This window comes from Marinifilum sp. D714 (assembly GCF_030851345.1).
Classification (GTDB): Bacteria; Bacteroidota; Bacteroidia; order Bacteroidales; family Marinifilaceae; genus Marinifilum.
Map to the genome: position 1 here is coordinate 63,363 of NZ_JALPNU010000018.1, position 23,448 is coordinate 86,810.

General features: G+C 35.9%; 14 protein-coding genes. 7 read left to right on the forward strand and 7 right to left on the reverse strand.

Annotated elements, in window-relative coordinates; all coding sequences use genetic code 11:
- The first annotated feature begins 51 nt into the window (after window positions 1-51).
- Window positions 52-7,524 (forward strand): cell surface protein SprA, encoded by a 7,473-nt coding sequence (gene sprA / locus M0051_RS14945; RefSeq protein WP_306742305.1) that lies wholly within the window; start codon window positions 52-54, stop codon window positions 7,522-7,524.
- A gap of 205 nt (window positions 7,525-7,729) precedes the next feature.
- Window positions 7,730-8,104: a glycine cleavage system protein GcvH gene (gene gcvH / locus M0051_RS14950; RefSeq protein ID WP_306742306.1), complete on the forward strand. Its 375-nt coding sequence runs from the start codon at window positions 7,730-7,732 to the stop codon at window positions 8,102-8,104.
- Window positions 8,105-8,165: 61 nt separating this feature from the next.
- Here gcvH and M0051_RS14955 read toward each other — a convergent pair whose 3' ends face one another.
- The 6 genes from M0051_RS14955 to rimP form a co-directional block, all read right to left on the reverse strand.
- Window positions 8,166-9,371: a hypothetical protein gene (locus tag M0051_RS14955; protein ID WP_306742307.1), complete on the reverse strand. Its 1,206-nt coding sequence runs from the start codon at window positions 9,369-9,371 to the stop codon at window positions 8,166-8,168.
- A gap of 4 nt (window positions 9,372-9,375) precedes the next feature.
- Window positions 9,376-9,978 carry a hypothetical protein gene (locus tag M0051_RS14960; protein ID WP_306742308.1) on the reverse strand — a complete coding sequence of 201 codons (603 nt, stop codon included), beginning with the start codon at window positions 9,976-9,978 and terminating at the stop codon, window positions 9,376-9,378.
- Window positions 9,956-10,495: an RNA polymerase sigma factor gene (locus tag M0051_RS14965; RefSeq protein WP_306742309.1), complete on the reverse strand. Its 540-nt coding sequence runs from the start codon at window positions 10,493-10,495 to the stop codon at window positions 9,956-9,958. The genes M0051_RS14960 and M0051_RS14965 overlap by 23 nt, the downstream gene beginning before the upstream one ends.
- A gap of 446 nt (window positions 10,496-10,941) precedes the next feature.
- Window positions 10,942-13,941 (reverse strand): translation initiation factor IF-2, encoded by a 3,000-nt coding sequence (infB, locus tag M0051_RS14970; protein WP_306742310.1) that lies wholly within the window; start codon window positions 13,939-13,941, stop codon window positions 10,942-10,944.
- A 68-nt stretch (window positions 13,942-14,009) separates the two neighbouring features.
- A complete protein-coding gene (gene nusA, locus M0051_RS14975) occupies window positions 14,010-15,251 on the reverse strand; it encodes a transcription termination factor NusA (RefSeq protein ID WP_306742318.1) in 1,242 nt (413 codons plus the stop codon).
- An 11-nt stretch (window positions 15,252-15,262) separates the two neighbouring features.
- A complete protein-coding gene (gene rimP / locus M0051_RS14980; RefSeq protein WP_306742311.1) occupies window positions 15,263-15,727 on the reverse strand; it encodes a ribosome assembly cofactor RimP in 465 nt (154 codons plus the stop codon).
- Between the two features lie 345 nt (window positions 15,728-16,072).
- Between rimP and M0051_RS14985 the strand changes: the two genes are divergently transcribed.
- The 5 genes from M0051_RS14985 (at window position 16,073) to M0051_RS15005 (ending at window position 21,976) form a co-directional block, all read left to right on the forward strand.
- Entirely contained in the window at window positions 16,073-17,332 is a 1,260-nt protein-coding gene (locus M0051_RS14985) for an HD domain-containing protein (RefSeq protein WP_306742312.1), read from the forward strand.
- Between the two features lie 216 nt (window positions 17,333-17,548).
- Window positions 17,549-18,589 carry a UDP-3-O-(3-hydroxymyristoyl)glucosamine N-acyltransferase gene (gene lpxD / locus M0051_RS14990; protein ID WP_306742313.1) on the forward strand — a complete coding sequence of 347 codons (1,041 nt, stop codon included), beginning with the start codon at window positions 17,549-17,551 and terminating at the stop codon, window positions 18,587-18,589.
- Between the two features lie 41 nt (window positions 18,590-18,630).
- On the forward strand, window positions 18,631-20,022 hold the full coding sequence (locus M0051_RS14995) for a bifunctional UDP-3-O-[3-hydroxymyristoyl] N-acetylglucosamine deacetylase/3-hydroxyacyl-ACP dehydratase (protein ID WP_306742314.1): 1,392 nt from the start codon (window positions 18,631-18,633) through the stop codon (window positions 20,020-20,022).
- A 67-nt stretch (window positions 20,023-20,089) separates the two neighbouring features.
- Window positions 20,090-20,872, forward strand: a complete 783-nt coding sequence (lpxA, locus tag M0051_RS15000; RefSeq protein WP_306742315.1) for an acyl-ACP--UDP-N-acetylglucosamine O-acyltransferase — start codon at window positions 20,090-20,092, stop codon at window positions 20,870-20,872.
- Between the two features lie 129 nt (window positions 20,873-21,001).
- Window positions 21,002-21,976, forward strand: coding sequence for a DUF5700 domain-containing putative Zn-dependent protease (locus M0051_RS15005; RefSeq protein ID WP_306742316.1), 975 nt, complete (start codon window positions 21,002-21,004; stop codon window positions 21,974-21,976).
- An 85-nt stretch (window positions 21,977-22,061) separates the two neighbouring features.
- On the opposite strand, the gene thiL is transcribed toward M0051_RS15005, so the two are convergent.
- Complete coding sequence (gene thiL, locus M0051_RS15010) at window positions 22,062-23,111, reverse strand: thiamine-phosphate kinase (protein WP_306742317.1); 1,050 nt, start codon at window positions 23,109-23,111, stop codon at window positions 22,062-22,064.
- Between the last annotated feature and the right edge of the window lie 337 nt (window positions 23,112-23,448).

Here is a 23,448-nt window from a genome sequence, read left to right on the forward strand (position 1 = left end):
AAAAAACTATTCAAATATACTCTAAGTCTCTGTGTAGTAATATTTTATTTTGTGATAAAGAGTAATCAATCGGTTAATGCGTATGCTTATCAGGTTGATTCGGAATTTGGTGCATTTCAACAGCAAGACACAACCCTTCGTTCAGGAAATGAAAATAAAAGGATTATAAATTCAAGATCACCTTTTAATAAAGATAATCCAAACGCAAAGAATGATTCTCTACGTTATCCTTTTGATGATGAAAATGATAACCTTGAATATGGTTCGCAACAGCAATCTCCGCTATATTTGAAGGACCCTAGTAATATTAAAACTTCTATCAAGTACGATCCCGCAACTGGCAATTACATTTTGGTAAAAACCATTGGAGATATGACTTATCGCCGTGCAATTACCATGACAGCGGAAGAATATGAGCAATATGTTGCGGAAAACTCCATTCGGGATTATTGGATGCAAAGAAGTAGAAACGATGGAGCTGGAGGGAATAATGAATTGGTACCTGATATGAATTTTGGGGGACAGTTTATTGATAAGATATTTGGAAGCAATACGATAAAAATAAAACCTCAAGGATCGGCGGAATTGACATTTGGAATTAGTACTACCAATGTTGAAAATCCAACCTTACCAGAAAATTTGAGGAAAACAACCAGTTTTGACTTTGATGAAAAAATCCAAATGAACGTTACCGGTACAGTTGGAGAAAAGTTGAAGATGGATGTGAATTACAACACTGAGGCTACTTTTGATTTCGAAAACCAGATGCGTTTAGAATATACTGGTGATGAAGATGAAATTATCAAAAAGGTAGAGGCGGGTAATGTTTCTATGCCAATTTCTAATACGTTGATCACTGGTGGTCAGAATCTGTTTGGTGTAAAAACCCAAATGCAATTTGGGAAGTTAGGTGTTACTTCTGTTTTTTCTCAGCAAAAAGGTGAAACTGCAGTAGTTAACTTGGAAAATGGTGCGCAAAAAAATGAGTTTGAGATCTCTGTTGATCAATACGAAGCAAACCGTCACTTTTTCTTGTCGAAGTATTTTTACGATACCTATGATAAAACATTGGAGAATTTACCTGTTATCAACTCGGGGATAGCAATTAATAAGGTTGAAGTTTGGGTTACCAATAAAACTTCGAATTTTCAGGATTCAAGAAATGTTGTCGCCTTTGTAGATCTTGGTGAAAGTGCTACGAATATTAGTAACACACTTTTTTCGCAGACAGGGACTGGAGTTTTGCCAGATAATGATTTAAATGATGTTTATCAGCAAATGACTGAGACCTACTCAGACATTAGGGATGTTAATAAAGTAACTGAAACTCTTGGACCTTTAGCGCCAGGTTTTTCAAGTGGTAATGACTATGAAAAAGTAGAAAACGCTCGCAAACTTTCGCCTTCTGAATATACTATCAATGAGAAATTAGGATATATATCCCTAAACCAAGCTCTGAATGCCGATGAAGTTTTGGCGGTGGCATATGAATATACTAATCGTGGTCAAGTTTATCGTGTTGGAGAATTTACTTCAGATGGTGTTAGTGCACCACAATCTTTGGTAATGAAGCTTTTGAAAGGGACTAACCTTAGTCCTAAAATGCCAACATGGAAGCTGATGATGAAGAATATTTACAACATTGGAGCTTATCAGGTAAATCAGGAAGATTTTGTTTTAAACATCATGTATCAGAATGATCAGGCGGGAACAAAGGTTAACTTTTTGCCTGAAGGAGATATCAAGAATGAAATACTGCTGAAAGTTATGAATTTGGATAGGTTGAATTCTCAACTGGATCCTGGTGCCGATGGGATGTTCGATTTTATTAATGGTATTACCATTTACAGTAATAATGGTAGGGTTATATTCCCGATCATTGAACCATTTGGATCTTATTTAAGAGAGAAGATTGGGAATGATGCTATTGCTGATAAGTATGTCTTTGAAGATCTTTATGAATTGACACAAAACGAAGCTCAACAGTTAGCAGAAAAGAATAAATACTCTTTGAAAGGTAGTTACCAATCTTCTTCAAGTTCAGAAATTTCATTGAACGCATTAAATGTTCAGCCTGGTTCAGTAAGAGTAAAGGCTGGAGGAAGAGAATTGGTTGAAAATATCGATTATACAGTTGATTATACTTTAGGTCGTGTTAAAATTATCAATCAAGCGTTATTGGAGTCAAACACACCAATTAGCATAGATTCTGAAAATAATTCACTGTTCAATATTCAAACAAAAACTCTTCTAGGAGTTCAGATGGACTATCAGGTTCATGATAATTTCAATCTGGGAGCAACTGTAATGCATTTGTCTGAACAACCATTAACTCAGAAGGTGAATATAGGAGATGAACCAATATCGAATACCATTTGGGGATTAAATGGAAGTTACGAAACAGAATCGATGTTCTTAACCAGAATGGTTGACAAATTGCCATTTATTGAGACGAAAGAACCATCTAAAATTTCTGTTGAAGGTGAATTTGCACAATTAAGACCTGGTCATAATAAATCAATTGGAAGCTCAGGAACTGCATATATTGACGATTTTGAAGGGGCTCAAACCTCTATAGATATGAAGAGTTTAAGTTCTTGGGTATTGGCTAGTACTCCGCAAAATAACGATGTGCTCTTCCCTGAGGGAAACCTAAACAGTGATTTAGCATATGGTTTTAATCGTGCAAAATTGGCATGGTATGTAATTGATCCATTATTCTTGCGTAACAATTCGGCAACTCCAGGGCACATAAAAGCAGATAAGGAACAACAGTCGAATCATTTTGTACGTGAGATTTTTGAAGAAGAAATTTGGCCCAATAAAGAAAGGGCATCAGGTGTACCAACGAATATTTCAGTTTTAAACCTTGCATATTACCCTGACGAAAAGGGACCCTATAATTATGATGTAGATGGACAAGCAGGCGTTTCACAGGGTATGAATCCTGATGGAACATTAGAAGCTCCGGAAACACGTTGGGGAGGGATCATGAGAAGAATAGAAACCAACGATTTCGAAGCTGCAAATATTGCATATATCGAATTCTGGATGATGGATCCATTTGTATATGATAAGGCTCATAAAGGGGGAGATTTATATTTCAATTTGGGTAATGTTTCGGAGGATATCCTTAGAGATTCAAGAAAATCATTTGAGAATGGATTGCCTACAGATGAGGATGTTACCTTGGTTGATTCTACAGTTTGGGGACGTGTTCCTAAAATACAATCACAAGTGATTGCATTTGATAATAATACGAATTCCAGGAAGTATCAGGATGTTGGTCTGGATGGGCTTAACTCTGAAGAAGAAATCAGTTTTTTTGATGAGTATATTCAGCAAATTGAATTATCTGCCAATTTAGGAGTTGGTTCTGGTGCTTATGTAAATGCGATAAATGACCCTTCTGGAGATGATTATCACTATTTTAGAGGAAGCGACTATGATGCTGATAAAGTTGGTATCCTGGAAAGATACAAGAGATATAATGGACCAGAAGGAAATTCACCAACTTCTGAATTGTCAACTGAACCTTATCCAACTTCAGCAACAACATTACCTAATGTTGAAGATATTAATAATGACCAAACTTTAAGTGAAACAGAAGCTTATTATCAGTATCGTGTACGTCTTGAACCAACAGGAATGGAAGTTGGTAAGAATTTTATTACCGATAAAATTACCAGTACTGTCGATTTGGCGAATGGTGAGCAAGGAACAGTCGATTGGTATCAATTCAAAATTCCTGTAAATGAGTTCGAGGATCAATTTGGAAATATTTCTGATTTCACGTCGATTCGTTTTATGAGAATGTTTCTGAAAGGGTTCGAAGAGGATGTTATTATGCGTTTTGCAACTTTGGATTTAGTTCGTGATGATTGGAGAAAGTATGAACAAGCTTTAAATGAGGATAAAGATGATGCTGTTGTTTCAGATGCGAACTTTGATATTACTGCAATTAATATTGAAGAAAATGCCTCAAAAGAACCAGTAAATTATGTGCTTCCTCCAGGTATAGATAGAGTTGTAGATCCTAGTAATCCACAATTGATCCAGTTGAATGAGCAAGCCATTCTATTAAAAGTTACTGACCTTGAAAATGGAAAAGGAAAAGGAGCTTACAAAACACTTAATATGGACGTTCGTAAGTATGGAAAACTTAAAATGGATGTTCATGCCGAAGAAATTAGTGGTTTGCCTTTAAGGGATAATGAAGTTACAGCCTTTATTCGATTAGGATCAGATTATCAGGATAACTACTATGAATATGAAATACCTCTGAAATTAACTGCTCCAGGTGTTTATAATGGGGATAATGAAAATGATAGGTTAGCAGTTTGGCCAGATGAGAATAGGTTTGATTTTAAACTTAGATTATTCCAAACTATTAAACAATTACGTAATGATGCTATGAGATCTGCTGGGTCAAGTGTTGATTACCTTACTGTTTATGATGCTGCTGTAAATGATTTATCCAATGATAATGATCCTATAAAAGAAGGACACAGGGTTAGAATAAAGGGTAATCCGAATCTTGCCAATGTGAGAACCATAATGATAGGGATTAAAAACCCACTTGAAGATATTACAGGAAGTGATGATGATCAGCCAAAATCAGTAGAAGTTTGGATGAACGAATTGCGTTTGTCTGATTTTGATGAAGATGGAGGTTGGGCTGCAAATTTAAGAGTAACTACCAAATTGGCTGACTTAGGTACAGTAACTTGGTCTGGAAGTCAAATTACCTCAGGTTTTGGAGGCATAGAGGATGGAGTAAATGAGCGATATAAAGATGATATTTTTCAATATGATTTTTCTGCGAGTTTAGAATTAGGAAAATTTTTCCCAGAAAAATCTGGAGTTCGAATTCCAATGTACTATGCAATTTCGGAAGAAACAGTAAGTCCAGAATATAATCCGTTAGATCCGGATATTCCTTTGGATGTTGCCTTAGAGAATGCCGATTCGAAGTCTGAAAGAGACTCTATCAAACACATTTCGCAGGAGTATACCAAGCGCAAAAGTTTTAATCTTACCAATGTTCGAATCGAAAAGAAGGAAGGTAAAGCAAAGTTGCTGGATGTTTCGAACTTGTCGATGACCTACTCATACAATGAAACTTATTCGCGAGATGTAAATACCGTTCGAGATTTAGAGAAAAATTATCGTGGAGTACTTAGCTATAATTACACTGAGCGTCCGAAAATTGTTCAGCCATTTAAAAAGGTAAAGGCTTTCCAAAAGCCTATGTTTAGGTTGTTAAAGGATTTTAACTTCTATTATATGCCGACACAATTGTCTTTCCGCTCAGATATTCAACGTTATTATCATGAAATAGAAAAAAGAAATATTGAAGAGCCAGGATTAATGATTGATCCATCATACGATAAAGATTTTATTTGGTATAGATATTACGACTTAAAATACAACCTGACGAAAGGTTTAAAGTTTGATTTTTCTGCAACAAATACCTCCCGTATCGATGAACCAGATGGTATTGTTGACAGACACAGAGATCGTGATGCTTATGAAATTTGGAAAGATTCGATTTGGAATAATTTAATGGATGGTGGTCGAAACATTAAATACCACCATAAGTTTAATGTGACCTATACAGTTCCGATTAATAAGATTCCTTTGTTTAACTGGACTTCACTTAACGCACGTTATTCTGGTGCTTATGATTGGAATGCAGGAGCAATTACTGCCGATACCATTGAGTTGGGTAACACCATTCGAAATTCAAATAATATTCAGCTGAATGGTCAATTAAAAATGACCAGTTTATATAATAAAGTTGGCGTTTTAAAGAAGATCAATCGAAAATACAATTCGAACCGTAAATATAAAAAGAAAAGCAAATCATATAAGAGGGTGAATTATGATGGTAAAGTTGATGAATTGAAAGCAGGAGTGCCTGTTTCCATTTATCACAAATTAATGACCGAGGATATTACCATTAGAGCATACGATAAGTTAGGGAAAGAGGTGAAAATTAAGGTCAAACCTGTTACCGGAAATCGTGCTAAAATAACAGCATCTCGAACTGTTAAAGATGTAAGGGTTAGAGTTACTGGAAAAGTTACAGAAAAGGATAACGTATTTGTTGTTATTGGAGAAAACTTTCTGAGAACTTTAATGAGCGTGAGAAATATCAGTGTTAATTATTCTGAAATTAACTCTACAACTCTGCCTGGATATTTACCACAAACAAATTATTTTGGTGGAGAATCATACAATGGAACAAAAGCTCCTGGATTTAGTTTCTTAACAGGTCAGCAAGATAAAAACTTTGCACGTGAAGCTGCCGATAAAGGTTGGATGACAAAAGATCCTACGATGAATGATCCGTATGTGATGAGTCATACCCAGAATTTCTCAATTCGCAGTACAATTGAACCTTTTAAAGGCTTGAAAATTGATCTGACTGCCAATAGAAATTATTCTAGAAATAGAAGTGAGTATTACATCTACGATAAGGAAAGCGATAGATTTAACAATGAGAATCTGGTAAAATCAGGAAACTTTAGCATGAGTTTCTTAAGTTTAAAATCGGCATTTTTTACCATAGGAAATACTGGAGATTATTCATCGGAATATTTCACCAAGTTTCTGGAAAATCGCAAATCTGAATCTTTAAGGTTAGCTCAACAGCGTTATGGTGCATCATATGAGAATGAAGAAATTTTGGATGATAATAATGAAGGTACAGGATATTACAAAGGATTTACTTCAACTTCTCAGGAAGTGCTAATTCCAGCTTTCCTTAAAGCATATGGAAATGTAGGAAGTGGGTTCAACAAATTGTTCCCTGGTATTGCTAAAATGAAACCAAACTGGAGAGTGTCATTTGAAGGCTTGTCTAAAATTCCATTTATCAGACGTTATTTCAAATCCATTAACTTAAGTCATGCATACACGTCAACTTATGATGTGGGTTCCTATACCACAAATTTAGCAGCCGAAGTAGATGAGGATGGATTTCTTGAAATCAATAAGATTACGGGTAATTTTTACAATTTGTACGATGTGAATTCAATATCTATAAATGAGCAATTTAATCCATTGATTAATGTTGATATGATTTGGAAAAACAATTTCTCAACGAGTTTTGAAATCAAGCGTACCCGAAATTTGATTTTGAGTCTTTCGAACACTCAGTTAACCGAAGTAGCTTCAAACGAAATGATTTTTGGTATGGGATATCGATTTGATAATTTCGGAATGATAATTGGATCTGGTTCTCGCCAGAAGAAGTACAATTCAGACTTGAATTTAAGAGCAGATTTATCGGTTCGAAAAAATAGTACCATTATCCGAAAAATTGTTGATGAAGTGGATCAGTTAACATCTGGTCAAAAGGTGGTTACTTTAAAGTTTAGTGCAGACTATGTTTTAAGTAACAGATTCAACTTGCGATTGTATTACGATAGAATTGTAAATACTCCATATGTGTCGTTATCTTACCCAACTACAACAACTGAATTTGGTGCAAGTATCCGATTTACATTGGCAAATTAATAAAGTGTTTAAGAGCAGGTTGAAAACAAGAATATTTTTTTTAGAAGTGTTAATATTCAATAGGTTTCTTGTATAATATTGATCTATAATGTGATAAAGATCATACAATCATTAGTTGATTTACTCAATTACTAATATTTTATTATTGAAAAAAAACTGTAAATTTGGAGCAGTTTATAAACCTCTTTTAAAACAACATACTATCATGAATGTACCAGAAAATTTGAAGTACACTAAAGATCACGAATGGGTACGTGTAGAAGGCGAAGAAGCTTTTATTGGTGTTACTGATTTCGCTCAGGGAGAACTAGGAGACATCGTTTTTGTTGAAGTAGAAACTGAAGGCGAAGAATTAGATAAGGAAGAAGTTTTCGGAACTATCGAAGCTGTAAAAACTGTATCTGACATGTTTATGCCAGTTGGTGGTGAAGTATTGGAATTCAACGAGAAGTTGGAAGATGCTCCAGATCTAATCAACTCTGATCCTTATGGTGAAGGTTGGATCATCAAAATTAAATTAGATGATGCTGCTGAGCTTGAAGAATTACTTTCTGCTGAAGCTTACAAAGAATTACTTTAAGAGTATTCTGAAAATATAGAGAAACCCTCGCACTAATGTGTGAGGGTTTTTTGTTTGTGTATTAGAAGTTGAAGGAAACACCAATTCCTAAAAGAAATTTTTCATCATGAAATGAGTAGTTTAATTCGGGCTGGATTGCAATTCCATTTGTGAAACCATACTTAAAAAATGCCCTGGCCGTATCTTTTCCATAAATATCTCCTTCTCTCTTTACCAGGTAACCAAATCCGGCACCGATCCACTGTTCTTTTTTAAAGCTTTCAGCAATATTAATATCCATTAAAGCATCAATAAAAACATTGTTTCGGATTTTATTATCAATTCCAAAAGATTTGGCTTGAGTTCTTATACCTAGTTTGGCAGCATACTGTAAATTTTCATTAAAGTAGAGATTGATGCCTGCACTTACGTCTGCCGATAATTTACTTTTAATTACAGAACTACCGAAGCCTGCATCAAAACCTAGCTTTAGAAATCGTGGTCTTTTCTCTCTTTTTTCTCCAAGAGTTCGCTCATATCTAAATTCACCATTTTCTTTCTTATAATGTAGCTTTGAGAAATACTGGTAATATCTTCTTTTTAGGAATCTGTCTTTCTCACTTGCCATAAAAGTTTGAATTTCGTTAATATCGAATTCTTTAAGTTCGTTAAGGTTGGTTATGTAAAACTTTACACTCCAAAGCAATTCTTTAATTTCTATGATATGTTGCCATTGTGCTTTGTTGTAGAGTTTGTTTTGCACAATTATATACTCTCGATTCTCTTCCGAAGTTTTTCTTTCATTAACCGTAAGTTTATGTTTTTTCTTGATTTTACCTTTGTAATAGTTTTTAAAAGTAACTTGTAATAAGCTGTCTCTTTTTTCTTTCGACAGACCTGATTCTTTTGCTTCTTTATTGTTAAGTTTTATCGCTTCAAAAAATTCAGCAGAGTATAGATTAGGTCTCTGTGAGTGAAGTGTTATATGGTATTTTTTATCCTCTTTTAAAGGGATTTCTTTAATCTTCTCCTTCAGGATCTTTAATTCCAGATTTAACGGATTCCAAAAATGTTTGGTGGAAAAGTCATTATCTATGGAACCAAAAATATTGTGCCAAGAATAGCTGAATTCAATTTTCTTTCCATTACCATAATCTATGTAAAGAGTATCTCTTTTGTTTGAAAATCCATATTGATAATTTTTTGGAGCATTAAGCCACTTTCCTTGTGATTGAACAGAAGGAATGATTAATATGATTAGAAAGAATGCAATTATTATTTTTCTCATGACCTTAATTTTTAAATAGTTTGCCAATCTTTTTAGCAAATGATTTGCTTTTCGATTGGTTATTTGTGTTGCTTGCCAAACGATCACTTTCATAGTAAACAGGCAGGTCGAGTTCCGGAATCTCGCTCTCTGTTTCCTTTATTTTTATTCGTTCGACAATTTGTATATATAGTTTGTCTTCAACCTTATTTTGAAATACGATAGGCTGATTGATAACTATCGTAGGAAGTTGTGGTAAAGCAATGTGCTTTGGTTTTTCCAATTGGGCAATATTCGATTTTGAAATGGAATCGATCAGTAAATAATTTTTACTTTTAATATTCTCATTTTCGCTTTGTAGCGAGGAAATTAGCTGCTCTTGATTGCGTATATTTTGATTTTGTATTTTTATCGTGTTGTATTGCTGATAATGCAGGTAGATAGAGGATCCTAGCAATAGGATCAATACAGCCGCTGCAAGTTTCCACTTTCGCTCCTTCGGTTGCTGATTGATTCGTTTATCGATTGAAGAACGTAGTCTCTCCTTGTCGAAATGTACATTTGAGGGCAATTCCGACTGGTTTTCCAAATTATTTTTAATGATACTATCCAACGAGTTCGGTTGCATAATTCAATGTTTTTAATTGTGTTTTTAAAATGTTTCGTGCCCTGGTGAGTTGCGATCGTGAGGCACTTTCACTAATATGAAGAATATCTGCAATTTCTTTGTGTGCATATCCTTCAATAACATAAAGATTGAATACAGTACGGTATCCATCAGGTAAATTTCTTACGAGATTTAAGCAATCGTCCATACCAAGTTTGTTTTCCACTTCGGGCGATTGGTTGGGGAAATTTTCAATAAAAGAAATATTCTCAGATAATGTCAAGCGCTTTTGTTCCCTTAAAAAAAGTAAACTTTCGTTTACCATGATGCGTTTTAACCATCCTAAGCTAGCTTTATCATTTTCATAGGTAAAATCATCTAAAGCATCGTATATTTTAATAAATCCCCTTTGTAGGACTTCTTCAGCATCGAATTGAGATACAACATATCGAAGAATCAATAAAAACAATGGTTGAGAATGATTCTCATAAATCTTATTGAAAATGGTCTTCTTATTTTTTAGAAAAAGTTTCTTCATTCGTGCTCATTTAGCATCTTACCAATATTGAGGATATGATAAGTTTTTGCAATTTACATATAGAATACATAAGAAATGCAAAACGCTGCACGGATATTATTTTTTTTGAAATGCTTATCTCTTTTACCAACTGAGGAACTACATTTTTTAGAAAACGATCTGCTCAGTCAATTGAGGAGTTACTTTTTTGAAAAAAGGATTTCCTCAGCCAGTTGAGGGACTTCTTTTTTCGGAAAAAGATATGCTCAGCCAATTGAGGAACTAATTTTTTTGGAAAATGATATGCTCAGCCATTTGAGGAGCTTCTTTTTTGGGAAAACGATCTGATCAGTCAGTTGAGGAGGAACTTTGTTGAGTAAATGACCTCTTCAACCAATTGAGGAGAATACTTAAACAAAAAAAGCAGTCCAATTTGGACTGCTTTTCTATATGATAGGAATTGTTTTTTACAATTTCTTCTTAACCTCTACTTCTTCGAATGCTTCAACCATATCGCCAACTTTGATATCGTTGTACTTGTCGATATTCAAACCACATTCGTAACCTTTCACAACTTCTTTCGCATCGTCTTTGAAACGTTTCAACGAACCAAGTTCTCCGGTATAGATTACAATACCGTCGCGAATCAGGCGGATCTTAGAGCTACGCTTGATCTTACCATCACGAACGATACATCCGGCAATGGTACCAACCTTAGAGATTTTGAATGTTTCAAGTACCTCAACAGTTGCTACAATTTCTTCTTTAATTTCAGGAGAAAGCATACCTTCCATTGCTGATTTCAACTCTTCGATTGCATCGTAGATAATTGAGTACAGACGGATATCGATCTCTTCTTTCTCTGCCAATCTACGTGCTCCAACTGAAGGACGTACCTGGAAACCAACAATAATTGCGTTCGAAGCAGTTGCAAGCATTACATCAGATTCTGAGATCTGACCTACAGCCTTGTGAATTACATTCACCTGAATTTCTTCAGTAGAAAGCTTGATCAATGAGTCAGAAAGTGCTTCGATAGATCCATCCACGTCACCTTTCACAATCACGTTCAACTCCTGGAAGTTTCCGATTGCAATACGACGACCAATCTCGTCAAGAGTAATGTGCTTCTGAGTACGAAGACCTTGCTCACGCTGTAATTGCTCACGTTTGTTAGCAATGTTACGAGCTTCCTTCTCACTTTCCATTACGTTGAAGTTGTCACCAGCCTGTGGAGCACCATTCAAACCAAGAATCAATGCTGGTTCTGATGGCCCAACAGCGTCAATCTTGTTGCCACGTTCGTTAAACATAGCTTTAACGTGACCTGTGTAGCTACCTGCAAGTAATACATCACCAACTTTCAAAGTACCTGCTTGTACCAATAAAGTTGTAACGTAACCACGACCTTTATCAAGAGATGATTCGATTACAGAACCAACTGCACGTTTATTTGGATTTGCTTTAGCTTCCAATAACTCAGCTTCAAGCAATACTTTTTCCAATAAGTCTTCAATATTGATACCGTTCTTTGCTGAAATTTCCTGACACTGATATTTACCACCCCAGTCTTCAACCAAATAGTTCATGTTAGCCAATTCACCTTTGATTCTCTCAGGATCAGCTCCCGGCTTATCAATTTTGTTGATTGCAAATACAATTGGTACACCTGCTGCACTTGCGTGGTTGATTGCCTCAATTGTCTGTGGCATCACGTTATCATCAGCAGCAACAATAATAATTGCAATATCGGTTACTTGAGCACCACGAGCACGCATCGCCGTAAAGGCTTCGTGACCTGGAGTATCAAGGAAAGTAATCTTTCTTCCATCGTCCAATGATACATTGTATGCACCAATGTGCTGAGTAATACCTCCGGCCTCTCCGGCAATTACGTTAGCATGACGAATGTAGTCCAAAAGGGAAGTTTTACCGTGGTCAACGTGACCCATTACTGTTACAATCGGTGGACGTTCAACCAAATCTTCCTCTTTGTCTTCTTCTTCTTCAATAGATTCTTGAAGTTCAACACTTACGAATTCTGCTTTGTATCCAAATTCATCCGCAACAATGGCAATGGTTTCAGCATCCAATCTCTGGTTGATCGACACGAATAAACCAAGTCCCATACAAGTTGCAATAATATTGGTTACAGGAACTTCCATCATTGTTGCCAATTCGTTTACAGTAACGAACTCGGTCAACTTCAATACATTCTTTTCTGCTGCAGCCTGTTCAGCCAATTCAGCTTGCTTAGCACTTGCCTGTTCTCTCTTCTCACGACGGTGCTTCGAACCTTTCGACTTACCACCTTTCGAAGTTAATCTTGCAAGTGTATCTTTAATTTGCTTTTGTACATCTTCTTCGCTAACCTCTTTCTTAACTGCTTTTTTCTTCTTCAGTTTTTTGAACTTGTTAGCTTGAGCTCCTTGCTGTTTTCCTTGTTGTCTGCCTTGCTGACCACCTTGTTGTTTTCCTTGCTGGCCACCTTGCTGTCTTCCTTGTTGACCGCCTTGCTGATTTCCAACGTTAACTTTTTCGCTATCCTTTTTAATTCTTTTGCGTTTCTTACGTTGTTGGTTACCTTGCTTGTCTTTGTTGGTAGACTTTTTCTCTACAGGCAATTCAATTTTTCCAATAACAGTAGGACCAGAAAGTTTCTGAGTAGAAGATTTAAAAATTTCTTCTTTTTCTACTGTTTTTTCTTGAGCTTCTGGCTCAGTAGATTGTTCCTTAGCAGGTTGCTTTTGTTGAGGAGCTGACTTTTGCTTTTCTCTTCTCTCCACTTCTTTCTCCGCTTTTGTCTTTTTAGCAGGTCTTGTTTTCTGATTTAAAGAATCTAAATCAATTTTCCCTACTACTTTAAGCTCTTCCTTATTTTCTTGTTTTTCGGTTTGAGCTGCTTCCTCTTTTTTAGGGCTTTCCATTTTAACAGTTTGAGCATCTTTAGCAGGCGTAGCCGGCTCTGATGGTTTTTCAGTTACTTCTTTTTTAACGGTCTGAGGTTTTTCCTCAACCTTAGGAGCTTCTGCTTTGGCAGGCTTCTCTTCAGGTTTCGAAGGAGCTTTATCTTCTGTTTTTTCTGGCTTTTCCTGTTTTGCTTTCGGTTTCAATGCATCTAAATCGATTTTACCTACAACTTTAACAGGTTTTTTTGCCGGAGCTTCTTCTTCAGTTTTTTCAACAGTTGCTTCTTTTGTACCTTCTTCCGATTTCGGATCGATAGAAACAGTTTCTTTCTTTTCTCGGGTACTTTTCAAATTTACTTTCTCCGATTCTTTCTTAAGGTTCAAATCAGAGCTATACTCTTTTGCCAGAATATCATAAGCGTCATCTGAAACTTTGGTATTTGGATTTGAATCAATCTCAATACCTTTTTTATTCAGAAAATCGACAATAGTAGATATCCCAACATTGAATTCTCTTGCTAGTTTACTAAGTCTTTTATTTTTATTGACTTTTGCCATATTTTGAAGTTAACTGTTAAAATGTGCCGTTTTCAATAATTTGTGAGGAACTGTCCTTAAAAATCCGACTATTCAAATTCGGATCTAAAAATATCTAAAATTTCGTTAATAGTCTCTATTTCAAGATCAGTTCTTTTCTCTAGTTCTTCAGCTGATAGTTCCAATACGCTTCTTGCGGTATCGCAACCAATTTTCTTTAACTCATCGATAATCCAAGCTTCGATTTCGTCGGTAAATTCTGAAAGATTTACATCTTCCTCAGCTTCTTCCTCTGTTTTCTCACGATATACATCAATTTCGTATCCTGTTAATTGACTCGCAAGTTTAATATTTAAACCTCCTTTACCAATTGCCAATGATACTTCTTCTGGATTCAGATAAACATCTGCGCGAGCATCTTCTTCATTAATTTGGATAGAAGATATTTTTGCAGGGTTAAGAGCTCTTGTGATATATAATTGCTTATTGGCAGTGAAGTTGATCACGTCAATATTTTCGTTTCTTAACTCACGAACGATACCGTGAATTCTTGAACCTTTCATACCAACACATGCTCCAACCGGATCAATTCTTTCGTCATACGATTCAACAGCAACTTTTGCTCTTTCACCAGGTATGCGAACGATTTTCTTGATGGTAATCAATCCATCAAAGATTTCAGGAACCTCAAGCTCAAATAATCTCTCAAGGAATACTGGAGAAGTTCTTGAAATAATAATTAGAGGACTATTGTTTTTCACCTCTACACGAATTACAACAGCTCTAATTGACTCTCCTTTACGGAAGTAGTCAGAAGGGATTTGTTCTGTTTTTGGAAGGATCAATTCATTTCCTTCGTCATCCAAAATCAAGATTTCCTTTTTCCAGATTTGGTAAACTTCACCAGTTACAATTTCACCAATTCTGTCCTTATAATTATTAAAGATATTATCTTTCTCTAATTCTAAAATTCTAGCCGAAAGGTTCTGACGCAATGTTAAAATAGAACGTCTTCCAAAGTCAAGGAATTTCACCTCGTCGGTTACCTCTTCGCCAAGTTCATAATCTTCATCAATCTTCTTAGCTTCCGAAAGAGAAATCTGAAGATTTGAATCTTCTACTTCTCCATCCGCAACTACTTCACGGTTTCTCCAGATTTCAAGGTCACCTTTGTCTGGGTTGATAATAATATCGAAATTTTCATCGGTACCATAGTTCTTTAAAAGAAGATTTCTAAATACATCTTCCAAAACACTCATCATGGTAGCACGATCGATGTTTTTCAATTCTTTAAATTCTGAAAAAGTCTCAATAAGATTCATGTTATTCAGCTGTTTACTTGTTAAAAAGTAATGATATCTTTTGTTGATTTAATTTGATCAAAAGCAAAACGGTAGGTATTAACAACAATTTGTTTTTTCTTTTTACCTTCAACTTTTACTTTCTCTTCAACTTCAATTTCTATCTCGTTTTCACCTACGGTGATTAAATTTCCTTTGTGTTTTACACCTTCGGTGGTAAGTACTTCAACTTCTTTCCCAATGTTTTTGTGGTATTGTTGAATTACTTGAAAGGGTTGACCAATTCCTGCTGAAGCTACCTGAAGTTCAAAGTCTTCAACATCGCGGTCAAAGTTCTTTTCGATTGCACGACTTAACTCAATACAGGTGTTAATTGGCACACCTTTCATACTATCAATCATTACTGAAATTGCATTACTTGTAGAAACAGTAACCTCCACGACGAACAAATCTGTGTCGGCAATTTCTTTCTCAACAATTTCAAGTACAATTCTTTTATCAATCATATATCGGTTAATGTCAATAAAATAGGGGACTTCCTGCCCCCTAAAGTACACGTTATTCTTACTTTTCGATGCAAAATTAGAGATAAATGTTTTAAAAAACAAATGACATTCCTCTAAATTATTGTATTCTAACTGCTAAAGAAAATTTTTTTGATATTTTATTGCTAATTATTATCAAATCCAACGGATTAAAAATCTATAATGAACAGTCCGATAAATAATTATCAAATTGAAGAGATTCTGTGATTGGTATTTCAAAAAAGAAAACTAATTATTGAATTTCTCATGTATAGGCTTTTATAATGGGTTTTTATACATTTGTTTACAACCAATATCCATCTGTTTATGTCAGAACAATTTACTCCTAAGAAAAAGATTGTAAACGATCCAGTGCATGGTTTTATTCATATCCCTATAGGGATATCACACGAGTTGGTGGAGCACCACTATTTTCAGCGACTGAGAAGAATTAAACAATTGGGGTTGACTTATTTGGTTTTTCCTGGAGCTTTTCAAAATCGTTTTCAGCATGCTTTGGGCGCTACCCATTTAATGGGTATGGCCATTGAGGTATTGCGATCAAAAGGCAACGAAATTACAGAAAAGGAAGCAGAAGCCGTTCATGCAGCCATTTTATTGCACGATATTGGTCATGGTCCTTTCTCGCATGCTTTAGAATACAGTATTGTAAATGGCATAACTCATGAAAAACTTTCGGAGCTGTTTATGAGTCGTTTAAATAAACAGTTCGAAGGAGAATTGGATACAGCAATTCAAATTTTTAAAAACGAGTATCCCAAAAGGTTTCTAAATCAGTTGGTTTCTAGCCAGCTTGATATGGATCGCCTGGATTACTTGAGGAGAGATAGTTTTTTCTCAGGAGTTACCGAAGGGGTTGTTGGCTCGGCCAGGATCATTAAAATGTTGGATGTTCGGAGTGATAATTTGGTAGTGGAGGAGAAGGGAATTTATTCTATTGAGAAATTTTTAATTGCTCGCAGGTTGATGTATTGGCAGGTTTATTTGCACAAAACAGTAATTGCTGCGGAAGAGATGTTGGTATATATATTAAAGCGTGCAAAATATTTGGCTGAGCGAGGCGAGGATTTATTTGCAACCCCAGCCTTACGATATTTTCTTTACAACAAAATAGGAATTAAGGCCTTCGAAAGTGAAGCTCCTTTGCTCGATGGAAAAAATGCATTAGATATTTTTGCAGCTTTGGATGATGATGATATCATGGTATCAATTAAGGTGTGGTCGAATCATTCGGATAAAGTTCTAGCTTATTTATGCAGGTGCATACGAGATCGTCAGTTGTTTAAAATTGAAATACAGAAAAAACCATTTTCGCAGGCCTATATCCATAAAGTAAGATCAGGGATTAAGGAATATTTCGGTTGCTCTGAACATGCTCTGGATTTTATTGTGATTAATGGGATGATCAGCAACAATGCTTATACTTCTGAAGATCACATCAACATCCTTCATAAGGATGGATCAGTTTGCGATATTGCAGAAGCATCGGATATGATGAACATTGATGTGCTTTCGAAAACGGTTAAAAAGTTCTACTTGTGTTACCCAAAAATTAAGATTCTGTAATGTTTAATTTGAACCTTATAACTGTTAGATAATCAAAAGAAAGTAAATTTGTGATGGGGTCTGAAAAGCAAAAAAATTTTATGTGCATGAAATAATTGTTAGATTTGCAGAAATTTTTTTCGTATTAATCAGATATATTGGACGATGTGTGCTCAATAAAAAACGAGTTTTCTTATTAATAAAAAGAGCTTGTTATCTGATATAAAACCAGAACAAATGAATTTTACAGCGCAAGATATTGCAGAGTTTCTAAACGGTGAAGTTGATGGTGACGGGTCAGTTGCCGTAAACAATGTATCTCGTATTGAGGAAGGTAAACCGGGAACTCTTTCTTTTTTGGCAAATCCCAAGTACGAACATCATATCTACACAACAAACTCTTCTATTGTTTTAGTGAACAAAGATTTTAAAGCAGCTCAAGAAGTAAAAGCTACTTTAATTCGCGTAGAAGATGCTTACCAGGCTTTGGCCCAGTTGTTGGAAATGTATGAGCAGAGCAAACCGCAAAAAGTGGGTATCGAAGAGCCTTCTTTTGTAAGTAAATCTGCTACCATTGGAGATAAAATTTATGTTGGTGCATTTGCATACATTGGCAGCAATGTAAAAATTGGTGATAACGTAAAAATTTATCCGCACACATATATAGGTGATAATGTAATTATTGGTGACAATACCATTCTGAACTCAGGAGTTAAGGTGTATGAAAACTGTAAAATCGGTAAAGATTGTATCGTTCATTCAGGTTCGGTAATTGGAGCTGATGGTTTCGGTTTTGCACCTTCATCAGCGAATGATTACAAGAAAGTTCCACAGGTTGGTAATGTGATTTTAGAAGATCATGTTGAGATTGGTGCTAACACTTGTGTTGACCGTGCAACCATGGGATCAACTATTATCCGTAAAGGAGTGAAGTTGGATAACCTGATTCAGGTTGCTCATAATGTTGAGATTGGTGAAAATACTGTAATTGCATCGCAAACAGGTATTGCAGGAAGTTCTAAGGTTGGCGAACATTGTATGTTTGGTGGTCAGGTTGGAATTGCTGGTCACTTGTCGATTGCTGATGAAGTGAAGATTGCTGCACAATCGGGTATTGGAAGAAATATCAAGAAAAAAGGAGAGGTTCTTCAGGGATCACCTGCTTTTGAATTCGGACCATATCAAAAATCATATGTGCTGTTTAAAAATCTGCCCAAGATGAGAGAGCAGATTATGGATCTAGAGAAGCAAGTAAAGAAGCTGGAAGAGGAAAAATAGGAGATTCCATTTTCCGGAAACAGAAAAAATATTGAAAGTTTATGGCTGATAAGCAGAGAACATTAGCGAAAGAATTTACTTTAACAGGAAAAGGACTGCATACTGGATTGGAAGTATCAATCAAGTTTGTACCTGCTCCTGAAAATCATGGATACAAGTTCAAGAGAGTGGACCTTGAAGGAGAACCTGTAATTGATGCAAGTGCTGAATACGTAGGGGATACATCAAGAGGAACTGTTCTTGAAAAAGGAGAATGCAAAGTACAAACCATCGAGCATGCTTTATCGGCATTGTACGGAATGGGGGTTGACAACTGTATGATTGAGATGAATTCTCCAGAGCCTCCAATTTTAGACGGAAGTGCAAAATTCTATGTAGAAGGAATTGAAAGTGTAGGAATTGTTGAGCAGGAGGCGAAGCGTGAATACTATGTTGTTAAAGAACCAATTGTTTACAAAGATGAAGCTCGTGGTTCGGAATTAACAATCCTTCCAGATAGTGAATATAGTGTGGATACCATGATTTCATTCGACTCGAAAGTGTTGAGTAATCAGTATGCACGATTGACATCATTGAATGATTATAAAGATGAAATTTCGATGTGTCGTACCTTTGTTTTTGTACGCGAATTGGAATTTTTATTGAATAACAATTTGGTTAAAGGAGGAGATCTTGATAACGCGATTGTTATTATGGACCAAATGATGGAACAAAAAGAGTTGGATCGTATTGCCGACCTATTTGACCATCAGCGTGTAGAAGTAAAGGAGGGGATTTTAAGTAATCTGGAACTTTACTTTCAAAATGAATGTGCTCGACACAAACTATTAGACGTGATTGGTGACCTTGCTTTGTGTGGTAAGTTCATCAAAGGAAAAGTAATTGCTTCTTGTCCTGGTCACGGCCCAAATACCCAAATGGCAAAATTATTAATCAAACGAATAAAAAAAGAAATGGGAAAAGATTCAGTTCCGGCTTATGATCCAAACAAAGAGCCTGTTTTAGACATTAACGGGGTAATGAAATTGTTACCTCACCGTCCTCCATTCTTATTGGTTGATAAAATTATCGACATCCAGGATGATACAATTGTAGGTGTAAAGAATGTTTCTATGAACGAACCTTTCTTCGTAGGACACTTCCCAGGAGAACCAGTAATGCCAGGTGTTCTTATGGTAGAGGCGATGGCGCAATGTGGTGGTATCCTGGTGTTAAGTCAGGTAGAAGACCCTGAAAACTATTCTACTTACTTCTTAACTCAGAACAACATCAAGTTTAGAAAGAAAGTTGTTCCTGGAGATACTCTGATTTTTAAATTGCAATTTTTGTCACCAATTCGTAGGGGAGTTGCTAACATGCGCGGTTTAGCATTTGTTGGCGATACAGTTGTTGCTGAAGGTGAGTTTATGGCTCAAATCGCAAAGAACAAATAAAATTTAACTACTACAAGGCAAACTTCGGGTGTGGTCGAAGTTTGTGTAACACGTAACAAATAAAAAAATGAAGCAACCGTTAGCATATGTACATCCCGAGGCAAAAATCGCTGATAATGTAGTGATTGAGCCATTCGTAACTATCGATAAGGATGTAGTAATTGAAGAGGGTACCAGAATTGGTTCTAATGCAACCATTATGGAAGGAACCAGAATTGGTAAAAACTGTAATGTATTTCCTGGAGCAGTAATTGGTGCTACTCCACAGGATTTAAAATTCCGTGGTGAGAAAACTACTGTTGAAATTGGAGATAACACAACCATTCGTGAGTGTGTGACCATTAACCGTGGTACTGCAGCTAAAGGCAAAACCATTGTTGGTAGCAACTGTCTTTTAATGGCTTACGTACACATTGCACACGATAGTATTGTGGGTAACAACTGTATCATTGGTAATGCAACTCAGATTGCAGGTGAGGTTGTAATCGACGACTTTGCAATTTTAAGTGGTTTGGTAGCTGTTCACCAGTTTGTGCACATTGGTTCTCACGTTATGGTATCGGGTGGATCTTTGGTACGTAAAGATATTCCTCCATATGTAAAAGCTGGTCGCGAGCCGGTTTCATACATCGGTGTAAACTCAATTGGTTTGCGTCGTCGCGAGTTTGGTAACGAAAAGATCCGCGAAATTCAGGATGTATACCGTTACTTGTACCAAAAAGGTATGAACAACTTTACAGCATTGGAAGCTATCGAAGCTGAAATGCCTGCTTCACCAGAGCGTGACGAAATTATTCTGTTTGTGAAGAACTCTAAGCGTGGTATCATGAGAGGATACTTCCCTGAGTAAATTATACAACAGCTAGGATATTTAAAAAGGTGAGATCTTCGTATGAGGGTCTCACCTTTTTTTGTTCTGAATATGTGTAACCGATTTATTTTACGGGGCGTCTTAAAATGAAAAAATCAGATAAACAGAATGAGAAAATTTTTAATTCTAACACTGCTATTGATTGTATGTTCAAATGCATTTTGTGATAAGAATTCCATTATTCAGAAAGGACAGTTAAAATATGATTTCTCTTTTGCTGAGATGGCGATTCGATATCTCGAAACTGGCGACACATGTATTTTAGCTAAAATATCTCGATTAGAGGCTGTAGATCATATTATGAATCATGCCAAGAAGTTCAATTATAATGTGCCTAAATCTTCGAATAGGGAGTTGGTTGAATATTTACTCCATCCTTTGGATAAAGAAAGATTAAAGCTGGATCGATTTAAACGAAATCTGAAGAATGCAAAAGAACAGGTATTGCATGATAATTTCATTTATGAGCGATGTAAAGAGTTTTTGCCAGATGAATTCCAATTTACAGGGAGCTTGTTTTTTACTTACGGTTACGATTTGGGGGTTGTATACGGTAAAAATGCAAGTGTCAATCTTGCTCATTCACACTACTTAAGTCAAACTGGTGAAATTCGATATTATATGCTACATGAGCTGCATCATGCAGGTTTTTTTGAATGTAGCAATAAACCCATGCCTCATTTAGATTTAAAGAAATATTCAGATGCAATTGATTTTATAGCTTTGGCAACACAATTAGAGGGTATGGCTACCTATGTTCCACTAAAAGTAAGATTAAAAGAAAATGCCATGAAATCCGATGCTGACTATGTTTGTTTGAATGATTCCTTGATGATGCAGAATTTAGAAAAGGAGTATTTTCAAATCTATTACCACTTTTTTAATCAACCTGATAGAGATTTTAAAGACAGTGATTGGAAATTGATTGCATCTCTTTCAAATGGGAAGAGGTTGTGGTATAGAGTAGGTGCCTTGATGGCAAGAACCATAGACGAAGAACTGGGCAGGAAAGAGTTGGTGAATTTGATAAAAAAAGATCCTAAGGATTTTATCAATAGTTATTTGAGCTTAAAAAAACAATAAAAGCTTGCCTTTGCGATTAAAGGATATGGAAAAAGCAACCCCAAGATATTTACTTGGGGCTACATTTATGTGTTGTTACTTTTATTTATTTCTCCTCCTTCAAAGGATTCCAACCTTGAGCCTGTAAAGCAATCTCAGTATTATCGCGAGTCATCAAATAAATGCCTTTCGATGCTTCGGTAATGTGGCCGATTACTTTTACATCTTCAATTTTCTCAACATCATCGAATTTATCCAACGGAACCGTAAATAGCAGCTCGTAATCTTCACCTCCATTTAGCGAGAAAGTACTGTAGTTCATATTTAGCTCTTCGGCCATTTTATGAGTTTCGTAATCTACAGGAATTTTCTCTTCGTAAATCTGGCAGCCCACTTTCGATTCCTCACAAATGTGCATCAATTCCGATGACAATCCATCGGAAACATCAATCATAGAAGTTGGAACAATTTGGGCTTCTTTTAATCTTTCGTAGATGTCTTTTCTGGCCTCAGGTTTCAGCTGGCGTTCCAAAATGTAATCGTGACCCGATAAATCAGGCTGCATGTTTGGATTATTTTCGAAAATTGCTTTTTCGCGCTCCAACAATTGCAAGCCAGCATAGGCAGCACCTAAATTTCCGCTTACGCAGATTAGGTCGTTCACTTTAGCACCACTTCGGTAAGTCAATTCATTTTCTTCAGCTTCGCCAATGGCTGTTACAGAAATGCACAAACCAGTTAAAGAAGATGTAGTATCGCCACCAACCAGGTCGACATTGTAATTTTCGCAGGCCAAACGAATGCCATCGTAAATTTCTTCAATGGCTTCAACGGTAAAGCGCTTCGAAATGGCAATGGAAACAGTAACCTGCTTTGGGCAAGCATTCATGGCATACACGTCAGAAACATTTACGGCAATACTCTTGTATCCCAAGTGTTTTAATGGCGTGTACATTAAATCGAAATGGATTCCCTCTACCAACAAATCGGTAGTCACAACTGTCTTTTTGTTCTGATAATCCAGTACTGCAGCGTCGTCGCCAACACCAACTTTTGTACTGCTATTTTTTATCTCGATGCCCTTTGTCAATTGCTTGATTAAACCAAACTCTCCCAATGTTGAGATATCGGTTCCTTGTGCTTTGTTTTCCTGCATGATATTGCCTGTAAGGTAAATTTATTGTGATAGCATGCCGATATATAAATGATAAGCGTGAAGGAATGAAATGAACTTAAGGCTATATTCATTTAATAATCGGTATGATATGCTGATTTCTAAATTTAGAATTTGCTTGCAAAGGTAGAAAAAATATTAGATCAGACCTGAAAGGTTTCTATGGCTTATCAAGTGCTGTTTAATGTTAACAATAATTTTTTGACCTCAAACCCAAAATTTTAGTGGATAAATCGCTCGAACTTATGCCACTCATATCGGAGCAAAGTGTGCCACTGATTTCGGTCTAAGTTGTGCCACTTTTTGTAGATAGTATATC